We start from the raw sequence: 25,312 nt of genomic DNA on the forward strand, positions 1-25,312 counted from the left end.
CAGGCCACCGATCAGAGCAGGATCAACTTTCGCTGCGACGTTTACGGATTTGCCCGTGGAAGCGGAAAGAGCTTCTTTCAGGGCAGCGACATGCTCGTCGGAAAGAGCAGCTGCGGATATCACCTCAGCTGTTTCCTCACCCCGCCGTTCAGCAAGGAGGGCCCGGAAGGCCTTGATCATGTCGGGAAGAACGAAGAGGCGCCGATTACGGGCAGCCAGCTTCACAAAATTTGCGGCAAGACCGGAAATGCCTGCCTTTTCGAGAAGTGCGGTGAGCGCTGCAAGCTGCTCCTCAGCACTGAATGCCGGGCTTTTCACAAGACGGTCGAGATCTTCACTTTCGGCAAGCATGCCTTCGAAAGCAGTCAGATCCCGCTCCACGTCAGCCGTTGCGCCATCCCCCTCTGCGAGGTCGAGAAGGGCGGACGCATAACGCTGTGCCACGCCGGATACGAGAGATACGTTGTCAGTCACCAGGTCCGTGCTCTCTGACATTTTTCAAGCCCGCAAAACGGCAAGCGTCCGCAAGGCATTGAAAAGATGAATGATTTCAAGGTCGGAAGGTATGACGGTAAAACCGTTCCCCCAAAGCCGCGCCTCAATTAGCACAGGGTTTCCCAGTGTGCAACTTCGCCAGAAGCCTGTTCTTGCCGATTTCTAGGTGTTTTTTGCTATGCACTCACAAAAAGTGTTGCGGATCAATGTCTACCTGGACCCGTAATCCTTTAGACGGTTTTGGCCCGGAGGCGAGCCAGTTGCGTAAATAACCTTGCAGATCGAACTGGCGTGGCGCCATTGCCAGCAGCCTGTAGCGATAACGGCCACGTACCATGGCAAGGGCCGCTTCCGCCGGACCGAGCAGCGTGACGGCTTCATCATGTGGTGCAGCGCGAACCAACGCCCTTGCGAAGCCTTCGGCAAAAGTCTTGTCCGGTCCGGACACCACTACGGCCGCCAATCGCCCGAAGGGCGGCAGGCCTGCGACACGCCTGGCCTCGATCTCTGCCAGGTAAAAGGCGTTCTTGTTGCTGGACAGGAGCGCTCTGATCACCGGATGATCGGCATTATAGGTCTGCAAAAAACCTTTGCCTCCGCCGGTTACGCGGCCGGCACGCCCCGTTACCTGAGCCAGAAGCTGAAAGGTTTTTTCCGCAGCTCGCGGGTCGCCATGCGCCAGTCCCAGATCCGCATCTATGACACCTACCAGTTTCATTTTCGGAAAATTGTGTCCCTTGGCGACCAGCTGCGTGCCGATGACAATGTCCGCACCGCCCTCCTCGACGATCTTCATTTCCCGCTTCAGCCGTTCCGGGCCACCGGGCAGGTCGGAGGAGAGAATCAGTGTGCGTGCTTGCGGGAAGAGGTCGGACACTTCTTCAGCGATTCTCTCAACACCCGGTCCGCAGGCAACCAGACTGTCCTTGCTCTGACAGGACGGACAGGCGTCAGGAACCGGCTCGAAATGACCGCAATGATGGCAGACGAGTTTTTTCTGGAACCGGTGCTCCACCAGCCAGGCGCTGCAATGCGCGCACTGAAAACGGTGACCACAGGTGCGACAAAGAGTCAGGGGGGCATATCCCCGACGGTTCAAGAAGAGAAGTGACTGATCGCCGCTCGCGAATGTGTCCTTTATGGCATGGACCAGGGCAGGAGCCAGCCAGCGGCCACGTTCCGGCCCGTCCGTCCTCATGTCAATTTCCTGCAGATCCGGCAGAGCAGCCCCGGACGCCCGTTCCGGCAATTCATAGAGAGCATACCGACCGAGATCCGCGTTGACATGGCTCTCCACCGAGGGCGTGGCGGACGCCAGGATGACAGGAAATCCGGAAAGGTGCCCGCGAACGACGGCCATATCCCTGGCGCTGTAGGGCACACGGTCATCTTGTTTGAAAGCGGCATCGTGCTCTTCATCGACGATGATCAGCCCGAGTTCCTTGAACGGCAGAAAGAGTGAAGAACGTGCACCGATTACCACCCGGACATCGCCAGAGGCCACTCCACGCCAGACACGGGCTCGCTTCTTCGGCGTGATCTCCGAATGCCATTCTGCCGGATAGACCCCGAATCGCTGCTCGAAGCGGCGCAGGAACTGTTCGGTAAGTGCTATTTCCGGCAACAGAACCAGTGCTTGCCTGTCTCGCCTCAAGGCTTCTGCAATCGCCTCGAAATAGACTTCTGTCTTGCCCGACCCCGTGACCCCGTCGATCAAGGCAACACTGCCACCCTTGTCGAAATTCTCTTTCAACCCTTCCGCCGCTGCCTGCTGTGCGGCGGTCAGGGGTTTGGGTGCAAAATCGATCTGCGGTTTCGGTGGAGGAGGAGATGCAGGCAAGGATACCGTTTCCAGAACATTCTGCTGCAATAGCCCGTCGATGACCGATAGTGAAACACCCGCCGCATGTGCCAGTCCGCTTTTCGTCCAGGCAAATCCGTCTTCCATGGTTTCAAGGACGCGTCTGCGGGCGGACGTCAACCGATCCGGTTCAGCACCCTCGATCCGCCGCACACCGGGAACGGGTGCTTCGGGTTCCAGCGCCTCCTCGGACCGCAACACCATTCGCAACACCATTCCGGGAGCACCCAACGTCCAGTTTGCGACCCAGTCCACAAAACGGCGAAGATCGTCGTCGAGCGGCGGTGTCGTGTCGTAGATCCTCGAAATTGTCTTCAGTTTCTTCGGGTTGATGGCCGCATCCGGCTCGACGTCCCAGACAGCGCCGACAACTTCGCGCGGACCGAGCGGCACCTTGACGATTGTCCCGGGAACAACGGACTGACCGGCCGGAACTTTATACGTATAGGCGACCGGCACCGCGACCGGGACCAGAACACTGGCAATTGTTTCTTTGAATTCTGGATCGTCAAAAAGCACTGGAAGTCAGGTCCTCGTCCCCTCGCTTCAGCACGGGGTATTGTGGAGCGTTCGCACGGTTGCGCCGAAACATGACTTTGCCCCGCAGCCGCCCGGGCGCAAGCCCTGTTGAATTTGAGGTACGTACCACAAAAATTTCTTCCACCAGAGAATCAGGGGTTCTTCTTGTCATCATCCTAGGGTAAAGAGAGCCCAGCTGACCACTTAATCGTTTTACCCGAAGCGCGGGGGAACGCATCCGGCAACCGAAATCTGGCAACAGACGGCACGCCCCACAGGGAGAAGAGACTTATGAAATTCTTCGTCGACACCGCCGACACGGCTGAAATCAAGGAACTGGAATCCACCGGTCTTCTTGATGGTGTGACCACCAACCCATCACTGATCGCCAAATCCGGCCGCGACTTCAAGGAAGTGATCGCCGAGATCTGCAAAATCACCAAAGGCGATGTTTCGGCCGAAGTCGCCGCCACCGATTTCGACACGATGATCAAGGAAGCGCATGTGCTGCGCGAACTGGCTGACAATGTGGTCATCAAACTGCCGCTGACCTTTGACGGGCTTAAAGCCTGCAAGCAGCTGACAGACGAAGGCACAAAGACGAATGTTACCTTGTGCTTCTCGGCCAACCAGGCTCTGCTCGCAGCCAAGGCCGGCGCAACCTATATCTCTCCGTTCATCGGTCGCCTCGACGACATCCATGCCGACGGCCTGGAACTGATCCGTGAAATTCGGGTGATCTACGACAATTATGGCTATGAAACGGAAATCCTGGCGGCATCCATCCGCACGCCGAACCACGTCAAGGATTGCGCGATCATCGGTGCAGATGTCGCAACCATACCGCCGGCAACACTGAAAGCTCTCGTCAAACATCCGCTGACCGACAAGGGGCTGGATGCGTTCCTGGCCGACTGGGCAAAAACCGGACAGAGCATCCTGTAATCGGGTTGAACTCAGGAATTCGCAACTGAAGCATCGGGCTCGACGGCCCGGTGCTTTTTTGTGTCCAACTGGTCAGGCTCGCTGACCAAGATCGCATTCTGCGACGGACGCACAGACCGCCAGACCATTCGACCCCACTCCGCAAACGGAAAAAGCGTGAGCTTTACGACGTCATTTTCCGGTGCTCCCTGAACGCCGAAAGCTTCTTTGCAAGGTCCCGGAACGTAGTAGGTGCCAAAGGCGACATCGAAAATCGGAAATACGTTTGCCAGGTTCTTGCCGTAAGCTTTAGGCAAGTCGGCATGGTGCCATTGGTGCATGCGCGGAGAGGCAATCACGTATTTAAAAGGTCCGTGATTCCAGTCCACATTGATATGCACATACATGTTGTGCAACGTCACGAAGATGGCACCAACGCCCATTACGTCTGTTGGAAATCCGAGCCAGCTTAGGAGCAGAATGTAGGAAATTGACATGACCAGCGGTTCAAGAAAATGAACCCGGTAGGTCGTCATGGCATTGAGCTCGGGATCCGAGTGATGGATTGCATGAATTGGCCACAACCAGCTTCGATGCATCAGACGATGGTTCCAGTAATTGGCAAAATCGAAACAGAAAACAGCAAAAGGAACCAGGATCCATGCAGGAACGCTGCTCCAGAAGTTAACGTCTACATGCGGCAAGTTTATCGCGTCATAGGCATGCCGGACATAATCGGCGCTCACAAATACTGCTGGCGCAAACAGCAGGTTGCCCCACAAAAACGCAATATTTGCCCCAACACTCTTGATCAGTCGCTTCGGCCAGTCGAGCTTATAGCCACGAATATGCAGGCTTATGATCAGCACAATTGAAGCGAAGCTGGTAGCGGCCAGAAAGGAATCGCTTGCCAGGCGATTATTGACCAAAATAATCGCGATATCGGCAATCGAATTGGCAATGCTGACGAAAATGTCCATTGATCTGATCCGCTGAGATTTGGGAAAACCTAACTACAAGTGTTTAAGCGGCTGTAAACTTGAACAGTTCACTTGTCATTTCGTGGTCAGCGCCAGCCAGACCATGACCTGAGGCAGATTTTGGTTTCATGAGTTTAAAATCATAACCAGCGTTAAGGGTCCGTAGGGGCCTTTGCGCCACACTGGCAGCATGTGTGCAAAAGAAAGCGATCTCGATTCCCTGCTTGTCACCGCAAGGCCAGACTTGAACCAACGTCTGGGTCAGTGGCTGGACCACCTGTCGGACGAACGCCGTCTGTCGGACAAGACGCTGCTTGCCTATGAGCGGGACATGCGTCAGTTCCTGAGATTTCTGACCGGTCATCTCGGCGGCGCGCCGGGCTTGAAGGATATCGCGGCCCTCAGACCGGCGGATTTCAGGAGCTTTCTGGCATACCGGCGGCGCCATGGTGTCCAAAGCAGGTCACTGGCAAGAGGGCTGGCGGGCATCCGTTCCTTTCTGAAATTTCTGGAACGACGGGGCGAAGTGAATGCCGCTGCCTCCGACGCCGTGCGTCCTCCCCGCCAGGCGCGCTCCCTTCCCAAACCGGTTTCCTCCAAGGATGCGATAGATATCACCAGTGGCGATCTGGCGATGGAAAGCGAAGCCTGGATCGAAGCTCGCAATGCCGCCGTGCTGACGCTGCTTTACGGATGCGGTCTGCGTATTTCGGAAGCCTTGTCGCTTACCGGAAACATGGCACCCAAAACCGGCAGCAAAACTCTGCGCATTCTCGGCAAGGGACGGAAAGAGCGCATCGTGCCGATCCTTCCCGCCGTGTGTCAGGCGGTCGAGCTCTATCTCAAGCTTTGCCCTTATCCGATCAACGCGGAAGGACCTCTCTTTCTGGGCGCGCGTGGAGGTCCTTTGAACCCGCGCATGATTCAGCTCGCCATGGAAAAACTGCGTGGAGCGCTGGGCCTTTCCGAAACGGCCACTCCGCATGCTCTGCGGCACTCCTTTGCAACACATCTGCTGTCGGGAGGTGGTGATCTCAGAACGATCCAGGAGCTGCTCGGCCACGCCAGCCTTGCATCGACACAGATCTATACCGAAATCGACAGCGCACATCTTCTGTCGGCCTACGACAAAGCTCATCCCCGCCGGTGATCGTCCTTAACTGGGTCGCGGCAACTGGTAGACCGATCGTGTCTTGCCATCGGGAAATTCTTCGCGTGCGATTTCCCGGCCACCGAGTTTGAGAACCAGTTTCCTGGCCGCATGGTTACTGTCATCCATGTGTGTTTCCACAAGTGGCCAACGGTACGCGTCATAGGCGTGACGAATTGCAGCGTTTGAAATCTCTACCGCTGCACCGGTTCCGCGAGCTTCAGGCATGAGCCACCATGTCAGTTCCCGCCGTGGCCAGCCATCCGGCCAGACGAAACCGCAGCCACCGATCGCTGCCTTTCCGTTTTTGGGTACGACCATCCACATGCCATACCCTCTCAAATGCCAATGCCCGAGATGCCCTGCAAGCACGCGCCACGACTGATCGTCTCTGAGTGGCCCGCCGTAAAAGCGGGAAGCCTCTCTATCTGAAAAGAAGGCGCGGTAAACGGGCAGGTCACCCTCTTTTGGCGGCTTGAGCACGAACTGTTCGGTCTCAATTGAGTGCATGAATGTTCTCTAAGTGATGTGACGGGAATCGAAGAAGTTGTTCAGTATAGCGACAACGCCTTCTGGTGGCTGCACTGTCAATCAGCTAAAGTATTGTCAAAATGAACGAGGCCTTGTCCATTATCGCGTTGCCAGGGCATTCCCCGTGGCCCAGTCCATAAGGAGAAGTGTGAATGCGTCTGATGATCCTCGCCATCGGCTTCTTGCTGCTGTCGGCGGCTCCGTCTGTGGCACAACGCATTTACTGCCCGATCCCCGAGGATGGTGTCTGGATCAATCCGGACGCGGAGCCAAAGGAAATCAGCCGGATCGAGGTGGAAAGCCGCTGCGAGAACAATCAAGTCTATGTGCGGGTTCGCGCCTTCACATCCTGCGTTCCAAGGGATTGCAAGTGGGGCTGGACAAAAGCGGCAATGCGCTCCGATGGGGCCGTTCAGGTGTTGCTGGTCGGTTTCTTGAGCAGCAAGCAGATTACCCTGAAGGCGTTTGGGGACTTGCTCGACACGCATGTCATCAATGTGGTCAATGATCAATCATCGCCACGCACCGAAAAGACCTATAATCTGCAGAAAAAGTAGATTTTGCCTGCTTCAGAGCAAGGTAAATTTGCCTTTTTCCTTGTCAGCGCCTCAATTTTCATTACCCTACGGAAAGCTGCTCTGGTTCAGAGCAGAAGATGAACGGAGGGGAAAATGCGTTTATTGAGCACTGCAGTCGCAGCCCTCGCCCTGACGGCACTTGCAATCGCACCGGCGAGCGCCTGTTCCTGGGGCAAGTCCGCAAAAGCCAAGCAAACAACCGTCGCTGATACGACTGTTGTTCCGGACCTGGACACGGATATCTCCATCGCCACCAATGACATTGGCGATGACGTTCTTGAAGATATTATTGTCTTGCCTGTCCCTGCCGACAAACCTGCCGAATAAAAGACAGGATTTTAGCGCTCTGAAGCCCGTCGCTCGCGGCGGGCTTTCGTTCTTGTGAAAGAATTCGTGAAAAGAAGGAACTCCCTATCGTTTCCTGAACTCAAAGATTTCAACGCGAAACGTCGTGCTCTTTGTTTCAAGGTTTTCACGAACCTCTCTAGAATGCACAATTTCTGCATAAAAACGCCTTCATTGAACCGCATCGGCACGCCAGACTCTGAAAGATCAGAGTGTTTTTTGGTTCAGATTGAGGTGCGCCGTTCATGATTTCCAGGCGGCTTTTTCTTAAAGGAATTGGTATCGCTGCGCTGGGAGCATTTTCCGCGCCTGCCTATGCGATTGGCATTGAGCCCTTTCGGCTGCGCATTCAGCAATACAATCTGACACCGTCGCGCTGGCCCGATGACCTTGCATTGAAGGTGGCGCTGATTGCCGACCCGCATGTCTGTGATCCATGGATGAAGCTGGACCGGGTCCGATTTATCGTGGAGCGCACGAATGCCTTGAAGCCCGATATCATCCTGATGCTGGGTGATTATGTTGCCAGCCACAAATGGCAATATGAGCCGATCCCGCACCAGGCCTGGGCAGATCTCTTCGGCGATCTGTCGGCTCCTCTGGGCACGCATGCCATTTTGGGCAATCACGACTGGTGGGACGACCGGGACGCGCAGCTTGCCGGCGCTGGACCGACAAAATACGGTCAGGCTCTTATCAACGCGGGAATTGAACTCTACCAGAACAGGGCTGAGCGCATCGAAAAAGACGGCAAGGCCTTCTGGCTGGCCGGACTGGATGACCAGATCGCCCTGAGACCGATCCGAAAAATCAAGCGCTACGGCTGGCGCGGCCTGGATGACCTTGGTGGCACGCTCAACCAAGTCACGGATGATGCTCCGGTTCTCCTGATGGCGCATGAACCCGACATTTTCAGCCGTGTACCCGATCGGGTCAGCCTGACGCTCAGCGGTCATACGCACGGCGGACAGATAAACTGGTTCGGCTACAAACCAGCCTTCCCTGCCAAACACGGCAAGAAATACGCTTACGGTCATATCGTGGAAACAACGGGAACGACGCTCAGCCGCCACCTTGCGCTTGCAACGGAGCCACGGCACCTTGTCGTTTCCGGTGGCCTCGGCTGCTCGCTCGTTCCAGTAAGGTTCGGAGTTCCACCCGAAATCACTGTTGTAAATCTCGGTGGCGGATCCCCTGCCATAACCGCCTGAGAGAGCAACAAATCCCGGCCATTGTCTTGAATCCAGTTCCGGTATGCCGATAATAGCTATACAAACTATAGCTTTCAGGACCCGTCATGGACTATTCGATCGGCGATTTGTCGAAACAGACCGGCGTCAAGGTGCCGACCATCCGTTATTATGAAAAGGAAGGCCTGCTCGATGCGCCGCTCAGAACGGAAGGCAATCAGCGACGCTACCGGGAAACCGATCTCGACCGGCTCGGTTTTATCAAACACTGCCGCGATCTTGGCCTGCCGATGCCTGCCATCCGTGATCTGATCGAACTCAGCCAGCATCCGGACAAGACCTGCGAGCAAGCAGACCAGATCGCTGCGACCCAATTGGAGTCCGTCCGCCAGCGGATCGCTCACCTTAAAAAACTGGAGGCGGAGCTGGAACGGATCGCGGCAAGTTGTTGCGGCGACCATACCGTGACGGAATGCAATGTCCTGAAAGCCTTTGGAGATCACAGTCTGTGCGGGAATGAGCACTAAGCCATCTTCACAACAGAACGGCTTGCGGATCAGTTCACTCAGCTGTGTCGCGAGAGAGGAAGCCTAGATGCTGAAATTCAATGCTCGAACAACAAAGCTTCTGGAAAACGCCTATCTCGGGGCAGATTTCTCCCGACGCCGCAGGGCTTCGTTCGAAGCGCTCTGCCCCCGACCTGGAGACCGGATTGCTGATATCGGGTGCGGTAACGGCCTGCTGACTCAGGAACTTGCAAGAACTCTCGGTGAAACAGGCAAGGTTTTCGGCATCGATCCAAGCGACAACATGCGCAAAGCGGCCCATCAAAGGTGCTCAGACCTGCCCAATGTCGAGATCCTGGACGGAACGGCAAACACGCTTGGGCTTGAAAGCAACTCGGTCGACAGGGCCGTATCTTTGCAGATGTTTGAATATCTTGATGACTTGCAAAGTGCAGCGGTCGAAGCTCATCGCGTACTGAAGCCGGGTGGCAGGCTGGTTGTCGGCGACATGCACTGGGACACTCTCACCTGGTTCAGCGACTATCCCGAACGCATGCACAAGATGCTTGTCGCCTGGGACCGCCATCTGATTGAACGCTGTGTTCCGGCAGTCTTGCCTCCGATCCTGCAAACCGCCGGCTTTGTTGTCGAGCAAGTCACACCCGTGCCTTTCAGCGCAACCGGCCTTCACCCGGATGGATTGCCGAACATGATGATCAATCTCATGGTACCGTTTGTGATTGAAAAAGATCTTGTGCCGGAAGAAGAGGCGAGGGAATGGGCTCTGGAACAGAAGAAGCTCGATGCTTCCGGGCGTATGTTCTTCTCAATCACCCACTTTGTCATTGTGGCCCGCAAAACCTGATCCATCAACCGACATCTTCGCCGGTGGCACCTTCTGCCGTTCCTCAAAAAAAGGCCGGAGGCTCTTTGGGTAAGGAACCCCCGGCTTCATTGTGTCTTCAGCGCGGACAGCGCAAACCTCAAATCAGGAGTGGATCGGCTTGGAGAAGGCAGCCAGTGCTGCTTCCTTAACCGCTTCAGACATGGTCGGATGAGCGTGACAGGTCCGGCCCAGGTCTTCAGCGGAACCGCCGAATTCCATCAGAACTGCTCCTTCATGGATCATCTCACCTGCACCGAAGCCGATGATATGGACCCCCAGAACCCGGTCGGTCTTGGCGTCGGCGAGCACTTTCACAAAACCATCGGTATGGTTCATGGCGCGAGCGCGGCCATTCGCAGAGAAGTTGAACTTGCCGGACTTGTATTCGATACCTGCGGCTTTCAGTTCTTCCTCCGTCTTACCCACGGACGCGACTTCCGGTTGGGTGTACACAACACCCGGAATGACATCGTAATTCACGTGTCCAGCCTGACCGGCGAGGATTTCGGCAATAGCAACACCTTCATCTTCCGCTTTGTGAGCAAGCATCGGACCGGCAACCACGTCACCGATCGCATATATGCCGTCGACATTGGTCTTGTAATGGGAATCGATCTGGACACGACCGCGATCGTCCATGGCAACACCGGCTGTGTCGAGGCCCAGACCTTCGGAATATGGACGACGGCCAATGGCAACCAGTACAATGTCGGCTTCAATCACGGTCGCATCGCCACCCTTTGCGGGTTCAACGGTGACCGCAAGGCCCTTGCCCTTTTTCTCAACGCCTGTGACCTTGGAAGACAGCTTGAAGGTCATGCCCTGTTTCTTCAGCATACGCTGGAAGTTCTTGGACACATCACCGTCCATCGGTCCGAGGATCTTGTCCATAAACTCGACTACGGTAACTTCGGCCCCGAGGCGGTTCCAGACAGATCCAAGCTCCAGGCCGATGACACCGCCGCCGACGACAACCATCTTGCCGGGTACTTTTTCCAGTTCCAGAGCACCGGTGGACGACACAATCTGTTTTTCGTCAATCTCGACGCCCGGCAGCGGCATGACATCGGACCCGGTGGCGATGACGATGTTCTTCGTGTCGAGAACCGTCGCAGACCCGTCTTCGGAGGTGACTTCGACCTTGCCCTGACCGAGAATTTTGCCGGTACCGGTGTGAACGTCGATCTTGTTCTTCTTCATCAGGAAGGCGACACCGTTGACATTGGCATCCACTACTTCGCTCTTGTGCTTCATCATTCCAGGCAGATCGAGCTTTGGTTTGGAAACCTTGACGCCGAGCTTCTCAAGACCGTGGCCGGCTTCTTCGAACATTTCGGAGGCATTTAACAGCGCCTTGGACGGAATACAGCCGATGTTGAGGCAGGTCCCGCCAAGCGTTGCGCGTTTTTCGACAACGGCGGTTTTCAGACCGAGTTGCGCTGCCTTGATCGCACACACATAGCCTCCAGGGCCGGTTCCGATGACGACAAGATCATATTGGGACATTTGGGTCGCCTTTGCCTCTTTCAGTTTTAAGTCCAGGTTTCTGGATCAGGGTAAAATCGCCCGGCCTCCGGATACGTCCAGAATGGCGCCGGTCGTGTAACTGGATTGTTCGGACATGAGCCAAAGAATTGCATCGGCCACTTCATCAGCAGTACCCGCGCGTTTCATCGGCAATTTGGATTGCAGTTGGGCCACCCGATCGGGCGCACCTCCTGATGCATGTATATCAGTATCGATGATGCCGGGCCGGACCGCATTCACGCGGATGCCTTCCTCTGCGACTTCAAGTGCAAGGCCGACGGTCATCGTATCAATCGCCCCTTTGGACGCAGCATAATCGACATATTGTCCCGGAGATCCGAGCTTGGACCCTGCCGAACCAAGATTGACGATTGCTCCGCCCTTGCCGCCATGTCTGGTCGACATACGTTTGACAGCCTCTCGGGCACACAGGAACGTTCCGACCAGATTGATGGAGAACATTCTGGTCAGGCGGTCGACAGTCATTTCGTCGACACGTTGGGCGTGATCGACCACACCGGCATTGTTTACCAGACCAACGAGGCGTCCAAGCCTGTCGACCTCACCGAACAGTTTCAAGATGTCCGCTTCGTGCTGAACGTCGCCTTGTACCGCCACCGCCTGACCGCCAACGGCCTCGATGTCGTGGACAACAGACTGTGCTGCCGAGCTGTTGTTTGCATAGTTTACGAGCACGGTGTGCCCCAGTCCGGCCAACTTACGGCACACCGCCGCGCCGATTCCCCGGCTCCCGCCAGTCACCAGAACTACCGTTTTTTCGACTTCCGCCACCGGTGAACGCCTCCTATCTGCCATCAACGAATTGCAGGTTTTCAGAGCCGCGCCCGCCCGACCATAGGCCCTGCAGGGTGCCATCGCCGGTCAGCGCGTAAACAACCGGTGTCGTATCCCCCCAGTCAACGGTCAGCACATTTCCCTCCAGGACTCCATCGCCCCGATAACTGTCTGCACCTACCTGCCAGACCAGCGTGAATTTGCGGCCCTGGCGTGAAATATCGACTGTACCGGTATAGGTCGATCCATCCGGATTTCGCCCGGCTGAACTGTAGGTGCCTTCAAGCAGAGAAAGATTGTTTTGGGTTGCCCGCGAAAACAGCGTCAGTCTTTCGCTCGCCGAGCCGTCTGCCCATTCACCGTCGAGTGCTTTTTCACCGTCGAAAGTGTAGACCACCGGGTGCTTGTCTCCCCAGTTGACGACAAGCATGCGTCCGGCAAATTCTCCGACACCGGTGAACACGTCGTCGCCGATCCACCAGGTCAGGTGAACCTTGCGGCCTTCCGGTGTGATCGACAGCATGCCGGAATATCCGGAACCGTCCGGATTCGATCCAGCAACACGGTAAACTCCCGAGATGCGCCGCGCCGGTCCATTTCGAGCAAGACTCTCCGCAAGGGCCTTGCCGATTGAAGACGTCGCAGCAACCCTGACCGGTTTGTCCAGCGTTCCGGAGGCATCACCCGCAATGAACTTGAAATCGCCGAAAAATGTAGACGAAATCCAAGGGGTCTGCTCGCCACCGGTGTCCTGATAGACACCCTTCAGCGTGCGTTTGAAGGTCTCCTCCAGACTCAGAGCCGGTGTCTTGATCGATGTTGCAAGATGTTTCGTATAAGGGCTGTTGACCCCAGAACCATCCAGCGCAACCGCCCCTGGTGACGTTGAATAGGACACGAACAATCGGGCACTGCTGTCAATGCGCGAAAGACCCTTGCTGTTCCCGGTCAGCGGGTTGTTGCGGCAGGCATCCAGGACAATGATGTTCAACCCGTCATGAGATGTGGTCATGAGGTCCACAGCTTCGCTGACCGCAACCGCTTGCGTCTTGACGGTTTCTTCATCCGGAAATTCCGCGCCGAGCGGCAACAGAAAGTTTTCGCCCTTTATCTGGATCCCGTGGCCGGCAAAGTAGAACATGCCAATGCTGTTATCCGCACTCAGCTTCTCGCCAAAAGCGCGCAAGGCCGCCTTCATCCCCTGTCGACTGACGTCTGTTTGCAGGATGACGTTGAAGCCTGCCTCATCCAGAGCCTTGGCCATGGCCACCGCGTCATTGACGGGATTGGCAAGCGGGGCGAAAGCGTAGTCGGCATTGCCGATGACAAGTGCTGTGCGCTGCTGATCGGAAAGCGCTGCCGATACCGTGCCAAGTATCGATAAGGTCAGGAAAAGAACCGTCAGAACACAGCGTTTCATAGCGCCCACTCCCTCTTACCTTTGCCGACGGTCGGTTATGATCTGCCGTGCGGAAATCACTGCTCCGCCAACGCCAGCTTGAGGCCAAAACCGGCGAAAGTCGCAGCGATTGTCCGGCGCATCCACACCATGACCCTGTCGCTGCGCAGGACCTTTTCTCCAACCAGCGATGCAAACAGGCCGTAGATCAGAAAGACGCCGAAAGTCATGGCCATGAAGACACCGCCGAGAAGCAGCATGTCTACAGCCGGATTTTGCGCCAAGGGGCTGACGAATTGCGGCAGGAAGGCAAGAAAGAACACCGTCAGCTTCGGGTTCAAGATGTTAATCAGGAAGCCGGTGCGTGCTGTCGCCCAAAAGCTCTTGCGCGCACCCTTGTCTGCCTTCAGTTCCAGCGGGCCGCTGTCCTTCAGCGTTTGCCAGGCAAGATAGAGCAGATATGCGACACCGGCATATTTCACGACCTGAAAGATCAGGGCGCTGGTATGCATGAGCGCCGCCAATCCGACGACGGAAGCCAGAATGGCTGGAATGATCCCGAGCGTGCAACCGATTGTGGCAGCAAGCGCCGCCTGCCGTCCTTTGCCAAGCCCGACCGCAACCGTATAGACAACGCCCGTTCCCGGAACGAGTACGACGATCAACGCGGTGATCAGAAATTCCAGGCTCATCCCGGCCCCCTTTTGAGCTTCAGGCGCAGCGCGCCGGATCAGAGATCCAGGACCAGACGCTGCGGATCTTCCAGGCTTTCCTTGACGCGCACCAGGAAGGTCACGGCTTCCTTACCGTCGACAATCCGGTGATCGTAGGAGAGTGCCAGATACATCATCGGACGGATCACGACCTGACCGTTGACCGCCATCGGGCGTTCCTGGATCTTGTGCATACCCAGAATGCCGGACTGAGGCGCGTTCAAAATCGGTGACGACATCAGCGAACCATAAACGCCACCATTGGAGATGGTGAAGGTGCCGCCGGACATATCAGCCATGCCCAATTTGCCATCCCGGGCCTTTTTGCCGAGGTTGCCGATTTCCTGCTCGATTTCTGCAATGGACATCTGGTCGGCATCGCGAACGACCGGAACCACGAGACCCTTGTCAGTGCCGACGGCGACGCCGATATGGCAGAAGTTCTTGTAGATGATGTCCGTGCCATCGATCTCGGCATTCACTGCCGGAATTTCCTTCAGGGCATGCGTAACAGCTTTGGTGAAAAAGCCCATGAAGCCAAGCTTCACACCATGCTTTTTCTCAAACAGTTCCTTGTACTGTTTGCGCAGTTCCATGACCGGGCCCATGTCCACTTCGTTGTAAGTGGTCAGCATGGCGGCGGTGTTCTGGGCATCTTTCAGGCGGCGCGCGATGGTCTGGCGCAGTTTGGTCATTCTTACGCGTTCTTCGCGTACTTCATCTTCGGCCGCGACTGGCCCGCGGGCAATCTGGGCCGCTGCCGGGGCCGATGCGGAAGCGGTCGCACCGGAGGCAATCGCGTTGATGACATCTTCTTTCAGCACCTGACCACGCTTGCCGGACCCGGCAACCTGATCCGATGAGAGCTTGTTTTCCGCCATCATTTTCTGCGCAGAAGGTGCTGGCGGCATGGAGCTTCCAGTGGATGCGGCAGGAGCAGCGGCGCTTGCAGCCGGGGCTGCAGCAGCACCTGCTCCGCTCGGGTCAATCTGGCACAGCAGAACGCCCGGCTCGACAGTGGTGCCGGTTTCAACGGCAATCTTGACAACCGTGCCACCAACCGGCGCTGGAACTTCCTGAGCTGCCTTGTCGGTTTCCAGTTCAACCAGTGTGTCGTCCGCCTTGACTACGTCACCAACCTTGACGCTCCATTCACCGACTTCAGCCTCGGTTACGGATTCGCCCGCGCTCGGTGTCACAACGTCAACCAGTTCGGCCTTGGCGTCAGATTTGGTTTGTTCCTTTGCCGACGCGGCGGCTGCCGGTGCAGCGGCGGCAACCGCGCCTTCGGCGATCTGACCCAGCAACGCGCCAACTTCGACGGTGTCGCCTTCCTTCACCACGATGCTCTCCAGGGTTCCTGCCGCCGGTGAGGGAACCTCCACCGTTACCTTGTCGGTTTCCAGCTCTACCAGCGGCTCGTCCTGATTGACGGCGTCACCTGGTTTTTTGAACCACTGCGCAATAGTTGCTTCAGAAACGGATTCACCCAGCGTGGGCACGCGAATTTCGGTTGCCATGGTCGCCTTCTCTTAAAATTACCTGGCCAATTTGTGAAAGAGGGCCGAACGGCCCTCTCGAGATTAGTTTCCTAGAGCCTCTTCGAGGAACGCCTGGAGCTGCGCCAAATGCGCGGACATCAGGCCCGTTGCCGTCGAGGCCATTGGCAATCGGCCTGCATAGCGCGGGCGCCGGTGCTTGGCGTCGATCTGTTCCAGAACCCATTCGATATAGGCTTCGACAAAGAACCAGCTGCCCATGTTCTTCGGCTCTTCCTGACACCAGACCATTTCCGCCTGCGGGAAACGGGCAAGCTCCATCATCAGTGCCTTTTTCGGGAACGGATAAAGCTGCTCGATACGCATCAGATAAACGTCGTTGATGCCGCGCTTTTCACGCTCTTCGTAAAGGTCGTAATAGACCTTGCCCGAACACATGACGACACGACGGATCTTGTCGTCTGCAACCAGCTTGGTTTCCGATGCCGGGTTGATCTGGGCATCGTCCCAAAGCAGACGGTGGAATGTGGAGTCCGGGCCGAGCTCTTCAATCCTGGAAACCGCCTTCTTGTGGCGCAGAAGGGATTTCGGCGTCATCAGGATCAGCGGTTTGCGGATATCACGGCACAGCTGACGACGCAGAATGTGGAAGTAGTTTGCCGGTGTCGAGCAGTTCGCCACCTGCATGTTGTCTTCCGCACAAAGCTGGAGATAGCGTTCCAGACGCGCTGACGAGTGTTCCGGACCCTGCCCTTCATAACCATGCGGCAACAGGCAGACGAGACCGGACATACGCAGCCACTTGCGTTCGCCGGAGCAGATAAACTGGTCGAACAGGACCTGAGCACCGTTGGCAAAGTCGCCGAACTGGGCCTCCCACAAGGTCAATGCGCGCGGCTCAGCCAGGGAATAACCATATTCAAATCCGAGCACGGCTTCTTCGGAGAGCATCGAGTTGATGACCTCGTAGCGCTGCTGGCCGGGTGCGATGTGGTTCAGCGGAATGTAACGGCTTTCGTCTTCCTGATCGTAAAGCACCGAGTGACGTTGCGAGAAGGTGCCGCGTTCGCAGTCCTGACCGGACAGACGCACCGGGTGGCCTTCCTTCAGGAGCGAAGCGAATGCGAGGGCTTCTGCCGTTGCCCAATCGATGCCTTCACCGGTTTCGATCATGCGTTCACGATGGTTCATGAACCGCGCGATCGTGCGGTGAATGTTGAAGCCATCCGGAACATGGGTCAGCGCCCGCCCGATGTCCTTCAACTCTGTTACCGGCAGTCCGGTTTCGCCGCGACGAGGATCGTCTTCATCCCCAGCCCGTTTCATGCCGGCCCATTTACCATCGAGCCAGTCGGCCTTGTTCGGCTTGAACGCCTGGCCGGAATCGAACTCACCGTCCAGATGCTTGCGCCAGTCGGCCTTCATCTGATCGACTTCTTCCTGGCTGAGGACACCTTCCTTGATCAGGCGCTCGGAATAGAGCTGCAGGGTCGTCGCGTGCTTGCGGATCTTGCGATACATGATCGGCTGCGTGAACGCAGGCTCGTCGCCCTCGTTGTGGCCGAAGCGACGGTAACAGATCATGTCGATGACAACCGGACGCTGGAAAGTCTGGCGGAATTCAATCGCAATCTTGGCGGCGAAGACCACCGCTTCCGGGTCATCTGCGTTGACGTGGAAAATCGGAGCCTCGATCACCTTCGCCATATCGGAGGGATAGGGCGAAGACCGCGAGAACCGCGGATTGGTGGTGAAGCCGATCTGGTTGTTGATGATCACATGAAGCGAACCGCCGGTCCGGTGACCGCGCAGTGCCGACAAACCGAAACACTCGGCAACGACACCCTGACCTGCAAAGGCCGCATCCCCGTGGAGAAGCAGCGGCAGAACCGTGCCACGGTCGACTTCCGTGGTTTCGATGAAGTTGCCGCTCGGATCTGCTGCAAGCTGGTCCTGCTTGGCGCGCGACTTGCCAAGCACGACCGGGTTGACGATTTCCAGGTGTGACGGATTGGCCGTCAGCGACAGATGCACATCGTTGCCGTCAAAGCTCCGGTCGGCGGAGGCACCAAGGTGGTATTTCACATCGCCCGAACCTTCCACATCGTCCGGGGCGTAGGAACCTCCCTTGAATTCGTGGAAGATGGCCCGATGCGGCTTGCCCATCACCTGGGAGAGCACATTCAGGCGGCCGCGGTGTGCCATGCCCAGAACGATATCCTTCAGGCCCATCTGGCCGCCGCGCTTGATGATCTGTTCCAGCGCCGGAATCAGCGCTTCACCACCATCAAGACCGAAACGCTTGGTTCCGGTATATTTGACATCCAGAAACTTCTCGAAACCCTCGGACTCGATCAGCTTGTTCAGGATGGCTTTCTTGCCTTCCGTGGTGAAGGCAACCTGCTTGTCCGGACCCTCGATGCGCTCCTGAAGCCAGGCCTTGGCCGCCGGATCGGAGATGTGCATGAATTCAACACCGAGTGTTGAACAATAGGTCCGCTTGAGAATGTCGAGCATCTCGCGGATGGTGGCATATTCGAGACCCAGAACATGGTCGATGAAGATCTTGCGGTCCCAGTCGGCTTCGGTGAAGCCATAGGACGATGGATGCAACTCTTCATGATCGCCCTTGCCGGCAAGGCCGAGCGGGTCGAGATCGGCATGAAGGTGGCCGCGCATGCGGTAGGCACGGATCATCATCAGCGCGCGAACGGAATCACGCGTTGCCTGATGAACCTCGGCATCCGAAATCGGTTCGCCCTTGGTTTCGGCCTTTTTCTTCAGCTTGTCGCCAAGCTTCTGTTCGATGGGTCCCCAATTGCCGTCGAAGGCATTGACCAGATCACCGTTGGCTTCGATCGGCCAGTCCTTGCGCTTCCAGGGTGCTCCGCGCGCTTCTTTCAAAACGGCTTCTTTTTCGTCCTGGAAGGCAGCAAAAAAGTCCCGCCACTCGGCGTCAACCGAGTTCGGGTCCGTCTTGTACTGAGCGTAGAGGTCTTCGATATAGGCTGCGTTGGCGCCGTAAAGCAACGACGTCAGTGCGAATACGTTGTTCGCTTCCTGCCGTGCCATGTGCATCTAGCGGAGGTCTGCTCCGCCCTTTTTGTTTTGGCGGGCCGAAAATATGACCCGCGGCCGGTTCCCTACAAAGACCGATGTCATTGCACCGGCCCCTCGAAAAATAGTCACAGCACGAAACGCGCCGTAACCTATCCTTTCACTATGCAGCGGGAAACGTAAACAGTTTCCGTCGCCCGCTGCAAAGTTTTCTTGCGTTTTTAGCCCTTCAACACTTCGAGAAGTGTTTCGCCAAGTTTTGCAGGCGAAGGCGAAACCTTGATGCCGGCATCTTCCATTGCTGCAATCTTGTCTTCCGCGCCGCCTTTGCCGCCGGAAATCACGGCACCTGCGTGACCCATGGTCCGGCCTGGAGGCGCCGTGCGACCCGCGATGAAACCGGCCATCGGCTTCGAACGGCCCTTCTTGGCTTCGTCCTTGATGAACTGTGCGGCTTCCTCTTCAGCAGACCCGCCGATTTCACCAATCATGATGATGGACTGGGTCTCGTCATCGGCCAGGAACATTTCCAGCACGTCAATGAATTCCGTGCCCTTGACCGGGTCGCCGCCGATACCGACTGCCGTCGTCTGGCCAAGACCGGCATTGGAGGTCTGGAACACGGCTTCGTAGGTCAGTGTGCCGGAACGGGAGACAACACCGACGGAACCCTTTTTGAAGATGGAGCCCGGCATGATGCCGATCTTGCATTCTTCAGGGGTCAGGATGCCCGGGCAGTTCGGACCCAGAAGACGGGAGTTGGATTTCTCCAACCGACGCTTGACCTTGACCATGTCGGCAACCGGAATGCCTTCGGTGATGCAGACGATGAACGGGATTTCCGCATCGATCGCCTCGATGATCGCAGCGCCCGCGCCCGCCGGCGGAACGTAGATCACGGATGCGTCGGCACCGGTTGCTTCCTTGGCATCGCCAACACTTGCAAAGATCGGCAGCTGAGCGGAGCCTTCAACGCTGCCCCAGGTCTCGCCGCCTTTTTTCGGATGCACTCCGGCAACCATCTTGGTGCCGTAATATTCAAGCGCCTGTTCCGTGTGGAACGTACCGGTCTTGCCGGTCAGGCCCTGAACGATGATTTTCGTGTCTTTATTGACGAGGATCGACATTTACGCGCCCCCCTTGACGGCTTTCACGATTTTCTGGGCGGCGTCGTCGAGATCGTCAGCGGCAATCACGTTCAATCCGCTTTCGTTGATGATCTTCTTGCCAAGCTCGACATTGGTGCCCTCGAGGCGAACGACGAGCGGTACCTGCAGGCCCACTTCCTGAACGGCCGCGATCACACCTTCCGCGATCACGTCACAGCGCATGATGCCACCGAAGATGTTGACCAGAATGCCTTTGACGTTCGGATCGGACGTGATGATCTTGAATGCCGCGGTCACCTTCTCCTTGGAAGCACCACCGCCAACATCGAGGAAGTTGGCCGGTTCGGCACCATAAAGCTTGATGATGTCCATGGTTGCCATGGCAAGGCCGGCGCCATTGACCATGCAGCCGATGTCGCCGTCGAGCGCGACGTAGGCAAGATCGTATTTGGACGCTTCGATTTCCTTGGCGTCTTCTTCGGTCTCATCGCGCAGGGCCATGATGTCGTCATGGCGGAACAGCGCATTGCCGTCGAAGGAGACCTTGGCATCAAGAACGCGCAGACGACCATCTTTCATGACGATCAGCGGGTTCACTTCCAGAAGCGCCATGTCTTTTTCGACAAAGGCCTTGTGAAGGATCGGGAAAAGCGTCTTGCCGTCTTCGCGGGCAACGCCATCGAGCTCGAGCGCGTCGCACAACTTGGCAACGTCGTCATCGGTCACGCCGGTATCCGGATCGATCGGCAGAGTGATGATCTTTTCCGGTGTCTCTTCGGCAACCGCTTCAATGTCCATGCCACCTTCAGTGGAAACGACAAAGGCCGGTCGGCCGACGGTGCGATCAACCAGAATGGAGAGATAGAGTTCGCGCTCGATGTCGGCGCCGTCTTCGATGTAGAGACGGTTGACGACCTTGCCTGCGTCACCGGTCTGCTTGGTGACCAGCGTGTTGCCGAGCATTTCCTTGGCATGTGCGGTCACTTCGTCCAGCGAGAACGCCAGGCGGACACCGCCTTTTGCGTCTGCGGGCAATTCCTTGAACTTGCCTTTGCCGCGGCCGCCGGCGTGAATCTGGGACTTGACGACCCAAAGCGGGCCCGGAAGGCTCTTTGCTGCTGCTTCTGCTTCATCGGCAGAAAAGATTGCGACGCCCTCGGCCACAGGTGCACCGAATTCCTTCAGCACGGCCTTGGCCTGGTATTCATGAATGTTCATGTGTTTCCCCCGTTGTCGGAGAACCGTTCCTTCAATTTGAAGGAACGGCACTTGATTCCAGAAAGCTTGCGCTTAGCCAAGCGCCGGCTGGATCTTCTTACAAGCGTCGACCAGACCGTCGACAGCTGCGACGGACTTTTCGAAGTTGGCTTTTTCGTCGCCTTGCAGGTCGATCTCGATGACGCGCTCCACGCCTTCGGAACCGATCACGACCGGAACACCCACATAGGTGTCTTTCAGGCCATACTGACCGTCGAGCGCAGCTGCACACGGCAGAACACGCTTCTTGTCTCTCAGATAGCTTTCCGCCATCGAGATTGCGGATGCTGCCGGAGCGTAGAAGGCAGAACCGGTTTTCAGCAGCCCGACAATCTCGGCGCCGCCGTCACGGGTACGCTGAACGATTTCTTCCAGGCGTTCGGCTGTACACCAGCCCATCTTGACCAGGTCGGTCAGCGGAATGCCGGCGACTGTGGAATAACGGGTCAGCGGAACCATCGTGTCGCCGTGGCCACCCAGGACGAATGCAGTGACGTCTTCAACCGAAACGTTGAATTCCTCTGCCAGGAAATAACGGAAGCGGGAGCTGTCGAGGACACCGGCCATGCCGACAACCTTGTTCTTCGGCAGACCGGAGAACTTCTGCAGTGCCCAGACCATGGCGTCGAGCGGGTTGGTGATGCAGATGACAAACGCGTTCGGAGCGTATTTGGCGATCCCGGCACCAACCTGCTCCATGACCTTCAGGTTGATTTCCAGAAGGTCGTCGCGGCTCATGCCCGGCTTACGGGGAACACCGGCCGTGACGATGACAACGTCCGACCCTTCGATTGCTTCGTAGCTGTTGGCACCAGACAGGTTGGCGTCAAAGCCGTCTACCGGAGAAGATTCAGCGAGGTCGAGCGCCTTGCCTTGCGGAATTCCTTCCGCGATATCGAAAAGAACGATATCCCCCAGTTCCTTCAAACCTGCCAGATGAGCGAGTGTGCCGCCGATCTGACCAGAGCCGATCAAGGCAATTTTGTTCCGCGCCATATCGAAAGTTTCCCTTTACGTAAGATGGAACCATATGCCATCCGCCGATGACTGGAGATGGCACTACTCTCTTTGCTTCGCCTGCGCAACCTCGCCAAAAGAATATTGCGCAAACGGAAGCAAAATTTCTCAAATCTTCCCGCCTGCATAATTCACCTATAGGGAATGCAGACCTATGCGTGTACCTCGCGCCGTTCACCCGCCAGATAGGCTTCGGACCGCATTTCAATCAGACGGGAGGTCGTCCGGTCGAACTCGAATGCCTCTGTTCCCCCTTCGGCAACATAGAGCGATTGCGGTTCGGCTTCGGCGGAAACAATCAGTTTGATGCCATGATCGTAGAGCGTGTCGATCAGCGTAATGAACCTTTTGGCCTCGTTCCGCCGAGCTTTCGACATGACAGGAACATGATCCAGAAACACCGTACTGTAAGCGTTGGCAATCCGCAGATAATCGCTCGCACCGAGCGGCTGGCTGCACAGATCGTCGAAGGTAAATCGCGCGGCTCCGGCCGCAACGCAAGGTACTGGTATCTTCCGGCCCTTGTTTTCCAGCTCTTCAGCATGCGGCTTCATACCATGGGTCAGTTTAGCCCAGATCCGGTCCATTTGCGCGTCGGCATCTTCATCGAGCGGCGTGACGTAAACCGGGGCTCCGGCGAGTTTCTCGAGGCGGTAGTCCTTGGGCGAGTCCAGATGAAGGACCTCGACCTTGGACGTCAACATCTTGATGAAAGGCAGGAACAGCTGTCGATTTAGACCATCCTTGTAGAGATTTGTCGGCTCCACATTCGAGGTTGCCACCACGATGACACCCCGCTCAAAAAGTTGGGTGAAAAGCCGCCCCAGGATCATCGCATCGGCAATATCGGTAACCGAAAACTCGTCGAACAGCAGAAGCCGCGTTTCTTCGGCAAGCTGGGTTGCCACCGGCGGAATCGGATCATCACCCTTCACCTCGCCGCGCTTGTGTGCCTGACGATGTTCGTGAATGCGCTCATGCACATCCGTCATGAATTCGTGAAAATGCACCCGCCGCTTCCTGCGGATTACCGTGACCTCATAAAAAAGGTCCATCAGCATGGTTTTTCCGCGTCCGACGCCACCCCACATGTAAAGCCCCTGCACCGAGGCCCATAGCTGGTTCTTCTTGTTGGCAAACAGCCACCCAAGCGAACTTTTCTTGGAGGCTAGCCGGGTTTCGGCCAGGCGGGTGTTGAGAAGATCGAGCTGACGCACGGCCTCCCGTTGGACAGGGTCTTCCTCGATCTGGCCAGATGCTATCAAAGCATCATAGCGCGCATTCAAGGCTCTGTTGACCGGCAGTTCCATCTTCAAGGGTGCTGCTCCCCTCCATGAGGACTCATGGGGCCCCAAGGTGTTTTATTTGCACGGCGAAATACGGTCAAAACGCCGCAGATGCAAGTCATGATATGTTTCGAAACTGTTACCCATCTTCACGGAACCAGCATTCAACCGATTGAATCTTAAGGAACTCACGCCCCCTGGCAATTTGGCCCTTTGGCCAGTGTCAGAAACCGGGAACAACCGCCAACGCATCTCAACGCACAATTCGCACTATAAAGTTGCAGAAAGACTACTTGTCAGCGAATCCTTGAAACACGCAAACCTCCAGAAACCAAAACGCCCGCAGCCGGGTATCCGGATGCGGGCGGCGGGCACAGTGAAACGCTCACCGTGCGGGAGGAGCTTTTGAGCTGCGGGCTAGCGCAGCAGAAGCGTTGAACTGCGGCCGGTTTGCAGTTCCTGAAGATACAGAAGCTGCGCCACAAGATAGCACTCGGCCTGCTCATCGAGATTGGCCTTGCGGCCGCGGCCATCGGTCAGCAGCCAGGCATTTCCGGATTTGACGACATCACATTCGATGGGAGCTTTGGGGTCGAACTCCGCCTTTTCGAACAATTCGCCCCCTACAGGACTGTCGGTATCGTTTTCCAGACCCTTCATTTCCATGCGCAGGCTGCGATAGACCTGATGAATGGAAAGAGTTGCCACGATAACCGTGCTGACTTCGTCACCGTTCAGCGTTGCGAAGCGTACGACTCCTCCCTGCTGCGGGATCGTTGCTTTTGAGCAGGGTGTCGATTGCACGTCTCCAAGGGTCGTCCATTCGGACCTCAGCGTAACGGTTGCGGGCTGGCGGAGCGCCGCCATTTCCTTGGCAAGGCGTTTTTCAGCAGCTCGTTGAGGGTTCTTTGTCGGACGGTCCATCCGGGATGAGTTTGCCGCAATGGCCGTACCGCCAATGCGCAAGCGGCGAAACACAATTACATCGCGCATCAGATCCGTGCGCTCCACACGCCAGCCCGCATCCAGCCAGGCATTCTGATGGACCAGGCTTCCTCCCGAATTCGCCCACCACGTGCGATGTTCCCGTGCGCTTTTGGGTAGCGAAGAACCTATGATGTGTTCGACTTCGTCCAGTTTGGCAGCCCAGACAACGTCTTCAAGACGAGCCAAATGTTCGCGGAGCGGTTCATATTTCGACATTTGCACAGCCTTTCCGGTTGGCTTGCAAATATACACGTTTAACGCGCAATGTCCAGCATTTTTACGGAGGGTTGTTAACGAAATAGTGAGATTGGGGTTCCGCCTGAAGTCTGCCCGTTAAATTGCCCCGGAGTGCTGGAATAAAGCTGGGCAACAATCACACCGGATCCGTCCTTCAAAACCACCTGATTGCCGTTCAGGTCCCACGCGGAAATTCCCGACAGAACAGGCGTCGTACAACCTCTGGTATTGGCGCGATATCCACCCGACCATGTGGTCAGTGTCATGAACGCCATGCAATTGTCTCCGGCCGAAGACAGTTTCCAGCCTCCCAGCAGGTCCGAGCGACCGACAGTCTGGGCGTTTGACGGCGCTGATACCGGATTGCTTGCCAGATCCGTCGGTGTGCTCGCCACGTCGGTTGCCGTACCGGCCCCCGGAACCGCATTCGGATCAAGTGGCTCCAAGGTTCCACTTCCCACGGG

23 protein-coding genes are annotated in these 25,312 nt (G+C 56.7%); 7 read left to right on the plus strand and 16 right to left on the minus strand.

The window, feature by feature from the left end; all coding sequences use genetic code 11:
* Positions 1-495: F0F1 ATP synthase subunit delta (locus K5905_RS03315; protein ID WP_297580296.1), on the minus strand; the 495-nt coding region annotated here is incomplete at its 3' end.
* Positions 496-679: 184 nt separating this feature from the next.
* Entirely contained in the window at positions 680-2,875 is a 2,196-nt protein-coding gene (locus K5905_RS03320) for a primosomal protein N' (protein WP_297580298.1), read from the minus strand.
* A 291-nt stretch (positions 2,876-3,166) separates the two neighbouring features.
* On the opposite strand from K5905_RS03320, the gene fsa reads away from it, so the two are divergent.
* Positions 3,167-3,820 carry a fructose-6-phosphate aldolase gene (gene fsa / locus K5905_RS03325; protein ID WP_297580300.1) on the plus strand — a complete coding sequence of 218 codons (654 nt, stop codon included), beginning with the start codon at positions 3,167-3,169 and terminating at the stop codon, positions 3,818-3,820.
* Between the two features lie 11 nt (positions 3,821-3,831).
* On the opposite strand, the gene K5905_RS03330 is transcribed toward fsa, so the two are convergent.
* Entirely contained in the window at positions 3,832-4,779 is a 948-nt protein-coding gene (locus K5905_RS03330) for a sterol desaturase family protein (RefSeq protein ID WP_297580302.1), read from the minus strand.
* Between the two features lie 190 nt (positions 4,780-4,969).
* Here K5905_RS03330 and K5905_RS03335 point away from each other — a divergent pair, with 190 nt between their 5' ends.
* A complete protein-coding gene (locus tag K5905_RS03335; RefSeq protein WP_297580304.1) occupies positions 4,970-5,929 on the plus strand; it encodes a tyrosine recombinase XerC in 960 nt (319 codons plus the stop codon).
* 6 nt (positions 5,930-5,935) lie between these two features.
* Here K5905_RS03335 and K5905_RS03340 read toward each other — a convergent pair whose 3' ends face one another.
* Complete coding sequence (locus tag K5905_RS03340) at positions 5,936-6,439, minus strand: GNAT family N-acetyltransferase (RefSeq protein WP_297580306.1); 504 nt, start codon at positions 6,437-6,439, stop codon at positions 5,936-5,938.
* Positions 6,440-6,612: 173 nt separating this feature from the next.
* On the opposite strand from K5905_RS03340, the gene K5905_RS03345 reads away from it, so the two are divergent.
* The 5 genes from K5905_RS03345 (at position 6,613) to K5905_RS03365 (ending at position 9,944) form a co-directional block, all read left to right on the plus strand.
* Positions 6,613-7,017 carry a serine/threonine protein kinase gene (locus K5905_RS03345; RefSeq protein ID WP_297580308.1) on the plus strand — a complete coding sequence of 135 codons (405 nt, stop codon included), beginning with the start codon at positions 6,613-6,615 and terminating at the stop codon, positions 7,015-7,017.
* 114 nt (positions 7,018-7,131) lie between these two features.
* Complete coding sequence (locus tag K5905_RS03350) at positions 7,132-7,365, plus strand: hypothetical protein (protein ID WP_297580309.1); 234 nt, start codon at positions 7,132-7,134, stop codon at positions 7,363-7,365.
* Between the two features lie 263 nt (positions 7,366-7,628).
* A complete protein-coding gene (locus K5905_RS03355; RefSeq protein WP_297580311.1) occupies positions 7,629-8,594 on the plus strand; it encodes a metallophosphoesterase in 966 nt (321 codons plus the stop codon).
* 86 nt (positions 8,595-8,680) lie between these two features.
* Positions 8,681-9,100 carry a helix-turn-helix domain-containing protein gene (locus tag K5905_RS03360; protein ID WP_297580313.1) on the plus strand — a complete coding sequence of 140 codons (420 nt, stop codon included), beginning with the start codon at positions 8,681-8,683 and terminating at the stop codon, positions 9,098-9,100.
* A gap of 67 nt (positions 9,101-9,167) precedes the next feature.
* Positions 9,168-9,944, plus strand: a complete 777-nt coding sequence (locus K5905_RS03365; RefSeq protein ID WP_297580315.1) for a methyltransferase domain-containing protein — start codon at positions 9,168-9,170, stop codon at positions 9,942-9,944.
* Between the two features lie 123 nt (positions 9,945-10,067).
* Here K5905_RS03365 and lpdA read toward each other — a convergent pair whose 3' ends face one another.
* The 12 genes from lpdA to K5905_RS03425 all read right to left on the minus strand — a co-directional run.
* Positions 10,068-11,471, minus strand: coding sequence for a dihydrolipoyl dehydrogenase (lpdA, locus tag K5905_RS03370; RefSeq protein WP_297580317.1), 1,404 nt, complete (start codon positions 11,469-11,471; stop codon positions 10,068-10,070).
* 45 nt (positions 11,472-11,516) lie between these two features.
* On the minus strand, positions 11,517-12,284 hold the full coding sequence (locus K5905_RS03375) for an SDR family oxidoreductase (RefSeq protein ID WP_297580319.1): 768 nt from the start codon (positions 12,282-12,284) through the stop codon (positions 11,517-11,519).
* Between the two features lie 13 nt (positions 12,285-12,297).
* Positions 12,298-13,707 carry a caspase family protein gene (locus K5905_RS03380; protein ID WP_297580321.1) on the minus strand — a complete coding sequence of 470 codons (1,410 nt, stop codon included), beginning with the start codon at positions 13,705-13,707 and terminating at the stop codon, positions 12,298-12,300.
* Between the two features lie 56 nt (positions 13,708-13,763).
* Positions 13,764-14,378: a LysE family translocator gene (locus K5905_RS03385; RefSeq protein ID WP_297580323.1), complete on the minus strand. Its 615-nt coding sequence runs from the start codon at positions 14,376-14,378 to the stop codon at positions 13,764-13,766.
* A gap of 38 nt (positions 14,379-14,416) precedes the next feature.
* Positions 14,417-15,919, minus strand: a complete 1,503-nt coding sequence (gene odhB, locus K5905_RS03390; RefSeq protein WP_297580325.1) for a 2-oxoglutarate dehydrogenase complex dihydrolipoyllysine-residue succinyltransferase — start codon at positions 15,917-15,919, stop codon at positions 14,417-14,419.
* Between the two features lie 63 nt (positions 15,920-15,982).
* On the minus strand, positions 15,983-18,970 hold the full coding sequence (locus tag K5905_RS03395; protein ID WP_297580337.1) for a 2-oxoglutarate dehydrogenase E1 component: 2,988 nt from the start codon (positions 18,968-18,970) through the stop codon (positions 15,983-15,985).
* A 206-nt stretch (positions 18,971-19,176) separates the two neighbouring features.
* Positions 19,177-20,082 carry a succinate--CoA ligase subunit alpha gene (gene sucD, locus K5905_RS03400; protein ID WP_297580327.1) on the minus strand — a complete coding sequence of 302 codons (906 nt, stop codon included), beginning with the start codon at positions 20,080-20,082 and terminating at the stop codon, positions 19,177-19,179.
* A complete protein-coding gene (gene sucC, locus K5905_RS03405) occupies positions 20,083-21,282 on the minus strand; it encodes an ADP-forming succinate--CoA ligase subunit beta (RefSeq protein ID WP_297580329.1) in 1,200 nt (399 codons plus the stop codon).
* A gap of 72 nt (positions 21,283-21,354) precedes the next feature.
* A complete protein-coding gene (gene mdh / locus K5905_RS03410; protein WP_297580331.1) occupies positions 21,355-22,317 on the minus strand; it encodes a malate dehydrogenase in 963 nt (320 codons plus the stop codon).
* A 173-nt stretch (positions 22,318-22,490) separates the two neighbouring features.
* A complete protein-coding gene (zapE, locus tag K5905_RS03415; RefSeq protein ID WP_297580339.1) occupies positions 22,491-23,648 on the minus strand; it encodes a cell division protein ZapE in 1,158 nt (385 codons plus the stop codon).
* A 393-nt stretch (positions 23,649-24,041) separates the two neighbouring features.
* The gene (locus K5905_RS03420; protein WP_297580333.1) at positions 24,042-24,827 is read right to left on the minus strand and encodes a hypothetical protein; all 786 of its coding nucleotides are present in this window, start codon (positions 24,825-24,827) and stop codon (positions 24,042-24,044) included.
* Between the two features lie 74 nt (positions 24,828-24,901).
* Positions 24,902-25,312 (minus strand): protease inhibitor Inh/omp19 family protein (locus K5905_RS03425; RefSeq protein ID WP_297580335.1); only part of this gene is annotated, 411 nt, incomplete at its 5' end.

It is taken from the genome of Roseibium sp., assembly GCF_025698965.1.
GTDB lineage: Bacteria > Pseudomonadota > Alphaproteobacteria > Rhizobiales > Stappiaceae > Roseibium.